Annotated in this window: 12 protein-coding genes; 1 reads left to right on the top strand and 11 read right to left on the bottom strand. The window is 71.8% G+C overall.

Annotated elements, in window-relative coordinates; translation table 11 throughout:
* The first annotated feature begins 62 nt into the window (after positions 1-62).
* A complete protein-coding gene (locus ABGB21_RS20485) occupies positions 63-374 on the top strand; it encodes a hypothetical protein (protein WP_347657167.1) in 312 nt (103 codons plus the stop codon).
* Between the two features lie 50 nt (positions 375-424).
* Here ABGB21_RS20485 and ABGB21_RS20480 read toward each other — a convergent pair whose 3' ends face one another.
* The 11 genes from ABGB21_RS20480 to ABGB21_RS20430 all read right to left on the bottom strand — a co-directional run bounded on the left by ABGB21_RS20480 (position 425) and on the right by ABGB21_RS20430 (position 12235).
* On the bottom strand, positions 425-1162 hold the full coding sequence (locus tag ABGB21_RS20480; RefSeq protein WP_347679016.1) for a hypothetical protein: 738 nt from the start codon (positions 1160-1162) through the stop codon (positions 425-427).
* A 64-nt stretch (positions 1163-1226) separates the two neighbouring features.
* On the bottom strand, positions 1227-1682 hold the full coding sequence (locus ABGB21_RS20475; RefSeq protein ID WP_347679014.1) for a GNAT family N-acetyltransferase: 456 nt from the start codon (positions 1680-1682) through the stop codon (positions 1227-1229).
* On the bottom strand, positions 1679-3142 hold the full coding sequence (argH, locus tag ABGB21_RS20470; protein ID WP_347657183.1) for an argininosuccinate lyase: 1464 nt from the start codon (positions 3140-3142) through the stop codon (positions 1679-1681). Before argH ends, ABGB21_RS20475 begins: the two co-directional genes overlap by 4 nt.
* A gap of 54 nt (positions 3143-3196) precedes the next feature.
* On the bottom strand, positions 3197-3712 hold the full coding sequence (locus ABGB21_RS20465; protein ID WP_347657164.1) for an arginine repressor: 516 nt from the start codon (positions 3710-3712) through the stop codon (positions 3197-3199).
* The gene (gene argF, locus ABGB21_RS20460) at positions 3709-4638 is read right to left on the bottom strand and encodes an ornithine carbamoyltransferase (protein ID WP_347657163.1); all 930 of its coding nucleotides are present in this window, start codon (positions 4636-4638) and stop codon (positions 3709-3711) included. Before argF ends, ABGB21_RS20465 begins: the two co-directional genes overlap by 4 nt.
* Complete coding sequence (locus ABGB21_RS20455; protein ID WP_347679012.1) at positions 4638-5951, bottom strand: acetylornithine transaminase; 1314 nt, start codon at positions 5949-5951, stop codon at positions 4638-4640. Before ABGB21_RS20455 ends, argF begins: the two co-directional genes overlap by 1 nt.
* On the bottom strand, positions 5948-6859 hold the full coding sequence (argB, locus tag ABGB21_RS20450) for an acetylglutamate kinase (protein WP_347679010.1): 912 nt from the start codon (positions 6857-6859) through the stop codon (positions 5948-5950). Before argB ends, ABGB21_RS20455 begins: the two co-directional genes overlap by 4 nt.
* Before the next feature lie 58 nt (positions 6860-6917).
* Positions 6918-8084, bottom strand: a complete 1167-nt coding sequence (gene argJ / locus ABGB21_RS20445) for a bifunctional glutamate N-acetyltransferase/amino-acid acetyltransferase ArgJ (RefSeq protein WP_347679008.1) — start codon at positions 8082-8084, stop codon at positions 6918-6920.
* A gap of 82 nt (positions 8085-8166) precedes the next feature.
* The gene (gene argC / locus ABGB21_RS20440) at positions 8167-9171 is read right to left on the bottom strand and encodes an N-acetyl-gamma-glutamyl-phosphate reductase (RefSeq protein WP_347679006.1); all 1005 of its coding nucleotides are present in this window, start codon (positions 9169-9171) and stop codon (positions 8167-8169) included.
* A gap of 122 nt (positions 9172-9293) precedes the next feature.
* Positions 9294-10001, bottom strand: a complete 708-nt coding sequence (locus tag ABGB21_RS20435) for a hypothetical protein (protein ID WP_347679038.1) — start codon at positions 9999-10001, stop codon at positions 9294-9296.
* Between the two features lie 137 nt (positions 10002-10138).
* Positions 10139-12235 (bottom strand): hypothetical protein, encoded by a 2097-nt coding sequence (locus ABGB21_RS20430; protein WP_347657157.1) that lies wholly within the window; start codon positions 12233-12235, stop codon positions 10139-10141.
* Positions 12236-12265: the final 30 nt, after the last annotated feature.

The raw sequence follows: 12265 nt of genomic DNA, 5'->3' as shown, positions 1-12265 counted from the left end.
CTCAGCTGCACGGCCTGCGCCAGTGTCGGCGTACGACGCAACACGGCGGCCCGGCGGTTCCGATGACCCGGCCGGGCCCGCCGGACATCACGCCCGGGACGGTGCTGGCCCTCGGCAAGGACGACTGGCGGTACGGCGACCAGGCACTGTTGCTCATGGTGGAGTTCGTCCGCTTCGACCTCTCCCGGTACTACGACAACCAGTGGGTGTGGGTCAGCGGCCAACGGCTCGCCCGGGACGGCACCCCGCTGGGCCACCTGGACGCACTGGTCCGGGTAGCCGCACTGCCGGACCGGCAGAGCTGCAACGGGGGCAGGCAACCCGGAGGGCCGTCCCCGAACGGACGCCGCCTCCGGCGCCGCCGACCGGAGTGATCGCCGTACCGGAGACGGTCGCGACCCGGCGGCGTCAGGCCGGGACAGGGTCAGGCCGAGGCCGCCGCCGGCTCGGCCACCACCGCGTCGTAATGCGCCAGCACCCCTCGCCCGGCCGCGAGCGCGGTGTCGGACCGTGCCGTCGTCGGCACCGCGAGGTCGACCAGGGTCCGCAGCTCGCCGTCCACCACCTCCGCCAACCGGCGCCACCGCACCGGACGCCCGGTGTCGGGATCGCAGACCGAACCGGAGTGCCGGTCCGCCACAGCCGCCCACAGTGACCGGTCGAGTGCCCGGACGGTGCGGTCGAGCAGGTCGGCGGAGCCCTGCGGCGCAGCGTATCCGGGCGCCTCGTCCAGCACCATCCGCAGCACGGTCACCAGGTCGTCGGCGTGGCCGGCGACCCACCGGCGGACCCGGTGGACGCGGCCCAGGTCGGGCCAGCGCTTCCGGGCCGCCTGCCGCGTGCTGCCGACGGCCTCTCCCAGGTCGGCCAGGCTGGCACCCAGCCAGACCGCGTCCGCCGCGTCCTCGACCGCGCACCGGGTGACCGCCTCGGCGAGCAGGTTCTGGGCCACCCGACCGGCCCGTACCCGCCGCAGCGCCTCGTTCCGTCGGGGCCGCTCGTCGTCGACGTCGCCCGACTTCGCCCCGGCCTCCGGTACGTCGGACACCGGATGTCCGGCCAACGTCGCGATGATCTCCCGTACCGCCCGCTCGACACGGACGGCGTGGTCCGGGTACTCCGCCGGGGACAGCTGGTCGACGGCTTGTTCCCACTGACTCATTGCCCACGCTCCTGACAACCCAAGGTTCACAAAGAGTATCAGCGTAAACTACAGGTTTACAACGTCAGTCGGTGCTCAGCGACCTGCTCCAGGGCGCCCACTCCGGACGCGGTTCGTAACCGAAAGCCCGCCACGCCGGCTCCGCCAGCGTGTTGTCGTCCAGCACCAGCGCATCCACCCGGGTACCGCCGAACGCCCGGAACCGCTGCTCCGCCGCCTCGACCAGGGTCCGGGCGAGACCCCGGCCCCGGTATCCCGGTGCCACCGCCAGCCGGTACAGCCGACAACGCCAGCCGTCCCAGCCGGCGATGACGGTGCCGACCAGTTCCGCTCCGGCCCAGGCCAGGATCAGCGCGTCAGGATCCCGGGCGAGCAGTGCCCCGAGCGCGGCGGCGGTATCGGCGGGGCGGTGCCGGTCCTCGGCGGCGAGCCGCCAGAACGCCAGCACCGCCGGTACGTCGTCGACGGTCGCGGGCCGAAGCGCGGGAGCCACCGCGGCCGGACCGTCGGCCCCGCTCATCGCGGGATGACCTGCTCGGTCGACCACTCCCGCCAACCGTCCAACTGGTCCGCGGCGGACGCGAGCTGGTCCGCGACCGGCCCCGGCCCGGTCGAGCCCGGCGTGGTCCGGGCGGCCAGTGCCGAACGGACCGAGAGCACGTCCCGCACCCCCGGGTCGAGGTGCTCGCTCACCGCCCGCAGATCCTCGTCGGAGACCTCGTCGAGTTCACAGTCCCGGGCCACGCAGAGCGCCACCAGCTGCCCGGTCACCTCGTGCGCCTCCCGGAACGGCACGCCCTTGCGGACCAGCCAGTCGGCGACCTCGGTGGCGAGCGAGAAGCCGACCGGGGCGGCGGCGGCGAGCCGGTCCACCCGGACCGTCATGGTCGAGATCATGCCGGCCAGCGCCGGCAGCACCAGGTCGAGGGTGTCGAGGGCGTCGAACGCCGGCTCCTTGTCCTCCTGCATGTCCCGGTCGTAGGTGAGCGGCAGGCCCTTGAGCATGGTGAGTACGGTGACCAGCCCACCGATCAGCCGGCCCGACTTGCCCCGGGCCAGCTCGGCGATGTCCGCGTTCTTCTTCTGCGGCATGATCGACGAACCGGTGGCGAACGAGTCGTCGAGCTCCACCCAGCCGAACTCCTGTGAGGTCCACATCACCACCTCCTCGCCGAGCCGGGACAGGTGCACCCCGAGCAGCGCGGTGACGAAGAGGAACTCGGCGACGAAGTCCCGGTCGGCGACCGCGTCCATCGAGTTGGCGAACGAGGTCCGGAAGCCCAGTTCCTTGGAGACCGCCACCGGGTCCAGCGGCAACCCGGAACCGGCCAACGCGCCGGCACCGAGCGGGCTCACCGCCGCCCGGTGGTCCCAGTCCCGCAGCCGTTCCAGGTCGCGCAGCAGCGGCTGGACGTGCGCCAGCAGCCAGTGTCCGAAAGTGACCGGCTGGGCGTGCTGCACGTGGGTCATGCCCGGTGCCGGCGTCTCCAGGTTGCGGGCCGCCTGCTCGACCAGCGCGTCGGCCAGGCCGACGATCCGGGCGGCCAGCCCTCGGGCGTGATCCCGCAGGTAGAGCCGAAGGTCGGTGGCGACCTGGTCATTGCGGGACCGGCCGGCCCGCAGCTTGCCGCCGAGCGTACCGAGCCGCTCCAGCAGCCCCCGCTCCAGCGCGGTGTGTACGTCCTCGTCCTCGACGGTGGGCCGGAAGGTGCCGGTCCGGACCGCCGCCTCCAGGTCGTCCAGGGCGGCCAGCATCCGACCCAGCTCGTCCGGGTCGAGCAGGCCGGCGGCGGCCAGCACCCGGGCGTGCGCCCGGGAACCCGCCAGGTCGTACGGGGCCAGTCGCCAGTCGAACTGGACGCTGACCGACAGTCTCGCCAGCGCCTCGGCGGGTCCACCGGCGAACCGGCCACCCCACAGGCTCGTACGGTTGGTGCCGGCACTGTTCTCGGTCAGGCTCTTGTCGTCCACGCCGCTCATCATCGCTGAATAGACCTTTCGCTCACGACTGCGGGGCTCACTCGCTGCGCTCGGTCATGGCGCGGTGTTCCCATCAGAGGGTTCTTCCCGACCGGCCCAGGCGGAGAGCTGCGCCCCCAGGGCGGCTCCGCCGTCGGCCTCCCGGGCCACGACAAAAATGGTGTCGTCACCGGCGATGGTGCCGACCACCTCCGGCAGGCCGGCCCGGTCCACCGCGCTCGCCAGGTAGTGCGCGGCGCCAGGCGGGGTACGCAGCACCGCGATGTTGCCGCTGGAGTCGACCCCGGTGAGCAGTTCCCGGAGCAGCCGGACCAGCCGGGCCGGCGCCTGTTCGGCGTCGCGCAGCGGGCGCTGGCCGTCCTCCGGGATGAGGTAGACCGCCGGCCCGTCCCCGCCGCGCACCTTGACCGCGCCCAACTCCTCCAGGTCGCGGGAAAGGGTGGCCTGGGTTACCTGCACCCCGTCGGCGGCGAGCAGTTCGGCCAGCTCGGTCTGGGAACGGACCGGCCGATTCCGGATCAGGTCGACGATCCGGGCGTGCCGGGCGGTCCGGGTCAGCGGCCCACTCATGATCCGCTCTGCTCCAGCAGCCAGGCGAGCAACGCCTTCTGGGCGTGCAGCCGGTTCTCCGCCTCGTCGAACACCGCGCTGCGCGGACCGTCGAGCACCTCGTCGGTGATCTCCTCGCCCCGGTGCGCCGGCAGGCAGTGCAGCACGATCGCCTCCGGCCGGGCCGCCGCCAGCAGCGTCTTGTTCACCTGGTACGGCTGGAACGCGGTGACCCGGTCCCGGCCGTCACCCTCCTGGCCCATCGAGGTCCAGGTGTCGGTGGCGATGACGTCCGCGCCGTCCGCCGCCTCCATCGGGTCACGCAGCACCTGCACCGAGCCACCCGTCCAGGCGGCGATCTCGGCGGCCCGGCCGACCACGGCCGGCGACGGGTCGAAACCGGACGGGCCGGCGACCCGGACGTGCATCCCGGCGGTCGCCCCGGCGAGCAGGTAGGAGTGCGCCATGTTGTTGGCCGCGTCGCCGACGTACGCCAGGGTCCGACCGGCGGTTCCGCCACAGTGTTCACGGATGGTGAGCAGGTCGGCCAGGAGTTGGCAGGGGTGGAAACCGTCGGTCAACGCGTTGACCACTGGTACGTCCGCCCCGGCGGCGATCTCGGCGAGCCGCTCGTCGCCGAAGGTCCGGACGACGATTGCCGAGGCGTACCGGGAGAGCACCCGGGCGGCGTCGACCAGCGACTCACCCCGGCCGAAATGCGTCACCTGGGTGTCGACCACGACCGGGTGCCCGCCCAGCTCGGCGATGCCGACGTCGAACGAGAACCGGGTCCGCAGGCTTGGCTTGTCGAACAGGACCGCGACCGACCGGGGGCCGGCGAGCGGCCGGTACGCGAACCGGTCAGCCTTCATCCGGGCGGCCAGGTCGAGGACCGCCGACTGCTCGGCGGGGGTCAGGTCGTCGTCACGAAGGAGGTGCCGGACCATCAGTGCTCACCTCCGACCGATCCGGCGGCCCCGACCGGAGCCGATCCGGCAGCCTGGGTCGGAGCCGAGACAGGACCGTCCACCCCGGTGGCGTCCGCGCCGACCGACGCCGGGCCCTCCGCCGGGCCCGGAACAACAACGAGGTCCGGGGCCGCGGCCTCCAGGGCTGCCGGCAGGGCGGCGAGGAACGCGTCGACCTGGTCGAGACTCAGGATGAGCGGCGGGGCGAGCCGGATCGTGGTCGGCTGCACCGGGTTGGTCAGGAACCCGGCCGCACGCAGCGCCCCGGCCAGCTCGACGGACACCGGGGCACCAAGCCCGATACCGAGCAGCAGCCCGGCGCCGCGAACCTCCGTGACGAGGGGATGCGCGAGCGCCTCGACACCACGCCGCAACCGCTCACCGACCCGCTTGACGTGGTCGAGCAGACCCTCCTGGGCGATCGTGGAGACCACCGCCAGGCCGGCGGCGCAGCTCACCGGGTTGCCGCCGAAGGTGGTGCCGTGCATGCCCGGCCGCAGCAGATCGGCGGCCTGCCCGAAGGCCAGCACGGCACCGATCGGCAGCCCGCCGCCGAGTCCCTTGGCCAGGGTGATCACGTCCGGCTCGACACCGTCGGCCTGGTGGGCGAACCAGTGCCCGGTCCGGCCGATCCCGGTCTGGATCTCGTCGAGCACCAGCAGCGCACCGTGTTCTGCGGTGATCCGCCGGGCCGCGGCCAGATAGCCGGGCGGCGGCACGATCACCCCTCTCTCTCCCTGCATCGGTTCCAGGATCACCATCGCGGTCTCGTCGGTGACGGCGGCGCCCAGCGCGTCGACGTCACCGTACGGGATGTGGGTGACGTCGCCGGGCAGCGGGCGGAACGGGTCGGCCTTGGCCGGCTGTCCGGTCAACGCCAGCGCGCCCATGGTCCGGCCGTGGAATCCGCCCTCGGTGGCCACCACCTTCGTCCGCCCGGTCAGCCGGGACAGCTTGAACGCCGCCTCGTTGGCCTCCGCACCCGAGTTGGCGAAGAAGACCCGGCCGGGGCGGCCGGCCAGGGCGAGCAGCAGTTCGGCGAGAGCCACCGGCGGCTCGGCGACGAACAGGTTCGACACATGCCCGAGGGTGGAGATCTGCCGGGTGACCGCCTCGACCACCGCCGGGTGGGCGTGACCGAGCGCGTTGACCGCGATGCCGCCGACCAGGTCGACGTACTCTCGGCCGGCCTCGTCGACGACAACCGCGCCGCTGCCGCGGACCAGCGCCAGCGGCGGAGCCCCGTAGTTGTTCATCATCGCCTGTGACCAGCGGTCGACCAGAGTGGTCATGACGTGACCGCCGCCGGGTCGGGAACCACCATCGTGCCGAATCCTTCCGATGTGAAAACTTCCAGCAGGGTTGAGTGCGCCACCCGGCCGTCCACCACGTGCGCCGCCGGGACGCCGCCGCGTACGGCACGCAGGCAGGCCTCCATCTTCGGCACCATGCCCGACTCCAGCGTCGGCAGCAGTTCTGCGAGCTGACCGGCGGTGATCTCCGAGATCAGGCTGGAGGTGTCCGGCCAGTTGGCGTAGAGACCGGGTACGTCGGTCAGCACCACCAGCTTGCGAGCCCGCAGGGCGATCGCCAGCGCGGCGGCGGCGGTGTCCGCGTTGAGGTTGTGCAGTACGCCCTCGGCGTCCGGCGCCACGGTGGAGATGACCGGGATCCGACCGGCCGAGATCAGGTCGGCGACCGCCGAGACGTTCACCCGGTCCACGTCACCAACCTGGCCGATGTCGACCGGCTCGCCGTCGACGTACGCCGGGCGGCGGACCGCGGTGAAGAGCCGGGCGTCCTCGCCGGAGAGCCCGACCGCGTACGGCCCGTACTCGTTGATCAGGCCGACGAGTTCCCGACCGACCTGGCCGACCAGCACCATCCGGACCACGTCCATCGCCTCCGGCGTGGTCACCCGCAGCCCGCCCTTGAACTCACTGGCGATGCCGAGCCGGCCCAGCATCGCCGAGATCTGCGGGCCGCCACCGTGCACCACGACCGGCTTCAGACCGGCGTAACGCAGGAAGACCATGTCGGCGGCGAAGGCCCGCTGCAGTTCGGGGTCGATCATCGCGTTGCCGCCGTACTTGACGACGACGGTGGCACCGGAGAACCGGGCCAGCCAGGGCAGCGCCTCGATCAGCACGGCGGCCTTCCGCTGTGCCTCGGTCAGGTCCCGGGTCAGGGTGTCGGTCACGAGCGGTTCCACCTTTCGTTCGCGACTCCGGGACTCCGCTCCGCTGCGTTCCTCGCGCTCATGACGAGTAGGCCGAGTTTTCGTGCACGTACGCGTGCGACAGGTCGTTGGTCCAGATGGTCGCGGTCGCGGAACCGGCGTGCAGGTCGATCCGGATGGTCACGTCCCGGCCGGTGAGGTCGACCTTGGCCCGGTCCTCGGCGGCGCCACCGGCCCGGCAGACCCAGACGCCGTTGATCGCGACGTCGAGCGCGTCCGGGTCGAAGGCGGCGCGGGTGGTGCCGACGGCGGCGAGGATCCGCCCCCAGTTCGGGTCGTTGCCGAACAGCGCCGTCTTGACCAGGTTGTTCCGGGCCACCGCCCGACCCACCTCGACCGCGTCGTCCTCGTCGGCGGCACCGACCACCTCGATCGCGATCTCCTTGGTGGCTCCCTCGGCGTCGGAGAGCAGCTGTCGGGCCAGGTCCCGGCAGGCCGTGGTGACCGCGGCGGTCAGCTCGGCCCGGCTCGGCGTGACCCCGGACGCACCACTGGCCAGCAGCAGCACGGTGTCGTTGGTCGAGAGGCAGCCGTCCGAGTCGAGCCGGTCGAAGCTGACCCGGCAGGCGGCCCGGAGTGCCTCGTCCAGGGCTTCCGGCCCGGCGACCGCGTCGGTGGTGAGGACGCAGAGCATGGTCGCGAGCGCGGGGGCCAGCATGCCGGCGCCCTTGGCGATGCCGCCGACGGTCCATCCGTCGGCGTTGACCTCGGTCGTCTTCGACCGGGTGTCGGTGGTCATGATCGCTTCGGCCGCCGCCACCCCGCCGTCGACGGCCAGCGCGGCCACCGCCGCGTCGACCCCGGGCAGCAGCCGGTCCATCGGCAGCCGTTCGCCGATCAGACCGGTCGAGCAGACCGCCACCTCGCCCGCGCCCAGTTCCGGCCCGACGGCGGTGAGTGCCGCCGCGAGGTGCTCGGCGGTGGCGTGGGTGTCCTGGAAACCGGGTGCCCCGGTGCAGGCGTTGGCGCCACCGGAGTTGAGCACGACGGCCCGGACCCGGCCACCCCGCAGGACCTGCTGGCTCCAGCGCACCGGCGCCGCCTTGACCCGGTTGGCGGTGAAGACGCCGGCGGCCGCCGTCGCCGGGCCGTCGTTGACCACCACGGCGACGTCCGGCGCGCCGCTGGCCTTGATCCCGGCGGCGACTCCGGAAGCCCGGAAACCTCTCGGTGCGGTGACGCTCACGGCTGCCCCTTCTCGCTACACACGGCGCTCTGCTCCTGGCCCACAACACTCTTCTGACGGTTCACGACGCTGCCGGGGTGGCTCACGGCGCGACACCGTGGACCGGCAGGCCGGTCGTCTCGGGCAGGCCGAGCATCAGGTTCGCGCACTGCATTGCCTGACCGGCGGCGCCCTTGCCCAGGTTGTCGATCGCGCTCACCACGATCAGTCGACCGGAGTCGACGTCGACGGTCGCCTGCAGGTGGCAGGAGTTGCTTCCCAGGGTGGCGGCGGTGTGCGGCCAGACCCCCTCGGGCAGGACGTGCACGAACGGCGCGTCCGCGTACGCCTCGGCGAGCACCGCCCGTGGGTCGACACCGGACCCGGCCGGAACCGTGGTGACGGTGGCCAGGATGCCGCGCGGCATCGGCGCCAGCACCGGGGTGAACGACAGGGTCCGCGCCCCGCTGGCCTGCTTGATCTCGGGCACGTGCTGGTGGGCGCCGACCTTGTAGGGCGACAGGTCGCCCATCACCTCGCTGCCCAACAGGTGCGGCTTGGCCGCCCGCCCGGCGCCGGAGGTGCCTGAGGCGGCGACCACCACCACGTCGTCGGGCGCGGCGGCTCCGGCGGCGAGCAGCGGCGCCAGCGCGAGGATGGTGGCCACCGCGTAGCAGCCGGTGGCGGCGACCCGGGTGGAGCCGGCGATCGCCACCCGCTGGCCCGGCAGTTCGGGCAGGCCGTAGGTCCAGGCGCCGGCATGGGCACCCCCGTAGTAGCGGGTCCACGCGGCGGCGTCGGTGAGCCGGTGGTCGGCCCCGAGGTCCACGACCCGGACCGAGTCCGGCAGGCCGGCGGCCAGTGCCGCCGACTCGCCGTGCGGCAGGGCCAGGAAGACCAGGTCCGCGTCAGCCAGGGCGGCCGGTTCGGTCGCGCTGAGCACCAGGTCGAGGCCGACGAGCTGCGGATGTACGGCGGCGACCGGCTGACCGGCCTGGCTGTGTGCGGTGGCGGCGACGAGGTCGAATTCGGGGTGTCCGGCAATCAGCCGGAGCAGTTCACCACCTGCGTAGCCACTCGCGCCCGCCACCGCGACTCGAATCCCCATGCCCACCTCCGCATCAGTATGCAGAGTACCGTATCACCATTCGCATCGAGGTCACAAGGCTGGGAACGCCTCACGCACGATCTCTCGGCCCCGATACACGGCCGTCCTCCACGCCACGAACGTCAGACCCCACCGCTGGCTCCGTCGTCAGCCAAACCATGCTGTTGGCGGTACGTCTGAAGCGCCAGGTCCCATGCCTCGGTGTACTCCGACGGCCCCATCTGCAGGTCGCTGTGCCCCTTCAGCGCCATCTCCAGCAGCTCGATCAGGTCCGGAACCGCCCGCTTACGCTCGCTGACGAACTCACCGAACACCTGGGCGAACCGCTCTCCGGTCAACCGGGCCGCGTGCGAGGTCACCGGATCGTGCTCGAGGTTGGCGAGGACCTCACGCCAACGCCGGGTCATCCGGTCCGCCTGATCCGACCGGAGCTTGTCGAGTTCGTGATCACACTCCAACCGGATGCGCTCCTCCCAGTACGGTCGCAGCCGCTCGCGGACCCGCGGATCGGGCGCCACCCGCACCTGGGCGACGAACCGGGGCGCGCTCCCCTCGGCACCGCGTGGCCAACTCTGCCCCTCGAACTGCGCATTCAACAGCCGCTCCAGGTCGTAGGCGCGATGCGGCGCGAACCCGCGGGCCGGAATCGCAGCGACCTCCCGCACCACCCCACAGGCCCATGGGGTCCAGCGGTCGACCAGGTGGCGCAGCTCGTCGAAGGCCATCTCCTTTGCCGACCAGGTCATGACGGGATGAATCTGGAAATCGAAGGCATCACCGAGCGCGGGCACGGTGAAGGGCTCTCGAATCTCCCGCCGGAGCGTCACCACCTCCAACACCGGCGGCGGGGACGGGGGTGGCGTGACGAACTGCGGTTCCGGCGTTCCGAAAAGCCGCTCCCACCAGGAGGCTCTGGGTCGGTGCCCGGTCCGGGACATCGACGAGTCGGTTCCGACAGTGAAGTTCGTCATGTCAACCCTCGCTGGTGACTGAGTCGGGAGACGCGGGAGAGCATCGCGCTGTGTGGCATGATCGGATACCAGACATGCCTGATCTGGTGGTCGAGCCGACGACCCAGCGGCGCGTCGGTGATCGTGAGTTTGAACAGTTCCAGGCAGAGCTCGGCCAGGTTCGCATCCGCGTCCGCCTGGTTGAGCCAGTAGCCGAGCGTGCGCCAGGCTCGGTACGCCGTGCCCGGGAGCCGCAGCGCCACGGACCAAAGTGCCGCCACGTCGGCGATGCGGAGCACCTCGGTGGAGACGAGGTCGAGCAGCTCAGGCCAGTGCGCGTGGGGTGGCTGCGCCCAACGGTCCGCGAGTGCCCGCAGCGTGCGAGCAGCCTGCAGCTGTAGCTCCGGGTGATCGGAGCGGGCCCAGTCCGCCAACGCGGGCACGACGAGGTGGGGCCGGCCACTCTGGTAGACCTCGACGAGACCACGGACAACAACGCCGGTCCGCCGCTGCATCCGCTGCTGGGCTACGCGCCGCAACTGCGCGACGGCCAGATCGGGCCAGAGCCAGGCCAATCCGAGGGCGTACGCCCGCGCTACCACGTCGCGGTGGTAGGCCGACCGCTCCAACCACCTGTCCAGCTCGATCCGGATCCGCCGCTGCAATACCGGCTGTGTCGCCATCGCGACCAGGGCGATACCCGCCGCCTGCCGGACCCCCGGACGCCGATCTCGCGACAACTCACTCACCGTCACCATGACGGCGTCAGGGGTACGTCCCGCCGCCCAACCCATAGCTCCGGCCGCCGCTTGGCGGACTCCAGGGTTCCCATCCCGCGCCAACTCGGCCAACCACGCCAGCAACCGCTCCGGAATCGCCCACTCTTCCCAGGCGACCTCCAGCATGGTGGCCGGTAGCCGCTCAGCGGAGGCCACGAAGCGAACGGTTCTGGCACCAGCCGGCACCTCCCGAGCATCCACTGACACCGCCCGGCGCAGCGGCTGGCCCAGCAACAGGTCGAGATCCGGTCGCCGCAACGGAGCGGGGCTGTCGATCGCTCCCATGGGATTTCGCCACAACCGGTGTGCGGCAGCGGAGATTTCTGAAACCGGCTGGCCGGCAAGCACCGCGCAGGCGAGCCGGAACGCCCGGAGATAGTCGCGCCCGCCGAGCTCGGCCAGTTGCGAGTCCGTCCCCTCCGGGGTGAGAATCTCCGTCGCCCGACGCCGCAACTGCTCCGGAAGCAACCGGTTCAACAGGTCGGTCAACGCCGGCCCGCCCGGCATGCCCCGGGCGATCGCTTCGACCACCCCCAGCACCTCACCCGGTGGCGGCGCACCGTCGAGGTACGCGCGTAGCGCCGGTTCCGCCAGACACTCCTGCTCGACGTAGCTGACGAGGCAGCGTTCCCGACAGGGGGCGCAGCCGCCGACACAACGGCCCCGCAATCGGCCGTGCAGTTGCGCCCGGAACACCTCGACGGCGGGTGTCGGTCGGTGTTCGACGAGTTCACTTAGGAACCGCTCGTCCCGGATGTCGAAGTTACCGATCAATAGGAGCGTCGAGTCCAACGACTCCAACCGCGCTGCGAGAGCGATGCGGGTGAGTCCATCCGCCTGCTGCTCGCCGTCGTACTGCAGCAGGTAGCCATATCCTCCCCGTAGCAGGTCTCTGCGACGGATGAGATCGGACAGTCGCTCGACCGCGAGGACGCAGATCCGGTCCGGCGAATGCCTACGGGCGAGGGCAAGACACGCCGAGGTGTACCGGCCGGTTCCCGGGCGCCCCCTGAGACAGATCAGGTGTCGACGCCGCAGCCGCACATCGAGCTCTCCATCGCTCGGCGCCGGCGCATAGATTGCCTGTTGCTCGGCGATGGACACCACGGAGAGGGTCTGTCCCCAGACCGCGCCGCCGTCCTCCCCCGCGACGGTTATGTTGTTGACCGTGCCGACGGCCATCGCTCCATGACCGGTCGCGTTCTGACCGTCGACCCGAACATCGCCGGTAGCGACCCCGAGGCCGAGCACCGCAGCGAGGCGGGACAGCACCTCGGAGGCCGCCGGCGGGTTCTCGTCGTCTTCCAGACTCTCCGGGTCCTCCTTATGCCCCACGTCGTCTCGACCCGCTGGACTGTCCGGGCC

The organism is Plantactinospora sp. B24E8, assembly GCF_039871735.1.
Lineage (GTDB): Bacteria > Actinomycetota > Actinomycetes > Mycobacteriales > Micromonosporaceae > Plantactinospora.
This window is presented reverse-complemented; position numbering and strand designations above follow the sequence as displayed.

Coding starts and splice junctions, on each gene's coding strand:
- ABGB21_RS20485 (WP_347657167.1), top strand. CDS start 63: ATGACCCGGCCGGGCCCGCCGGACATCACGCCCGGGACGGTGCTGGCC.
- ABGB21_RS20480 (WP_347679016.1), bottom strand. CDS start 1,162: ATGAGTCAGTGGGAACAAGCCGTCGACCAGCTGTCCCCGGCGGAGTAC.
- ABGB21_RS20475 (WP_347679014.1), bottom strand. CDS start 1,682: ATGAGCGGGGCCGACGGTCCGGCCGCGGTGGCTCCCGCGCTTCGGCCC.
- argH (WP_347657183.1), bottom strand. CDS start 3,142: ATGAGCGGCGTGGACGACAAGAGCCTGACCGAGAACAGTGCCGGCACC.
- ABGB21_RS20465 (WP_347657164.1), bottom strand. CDS start 3,712: ATGAGTGGGCCGCTGACCCGGACCGCCCGGCACGCCCGGATCGTCGAC.
- argF (WP_347657163.1), bottom strand. CDS start 4,638: ATGGTCCGGCACCTCCTTCGTGACGACGACCTGACCCCCGCCGAGCAG.
- ABGB21_RS20455 (WP_347679012.1), bottom strand. CDS start 5,951: ATGACCACTCTGGTCGACCGCTGGTCACAGGCGATGATGAACAACTAC.
- argC (WP_347679006.1), bottom strand. CDS start 9,171: ATGGGGATTCGAGTCGCGGTGGCGGGCGCGAGTGGCTACGCAGGTGGT.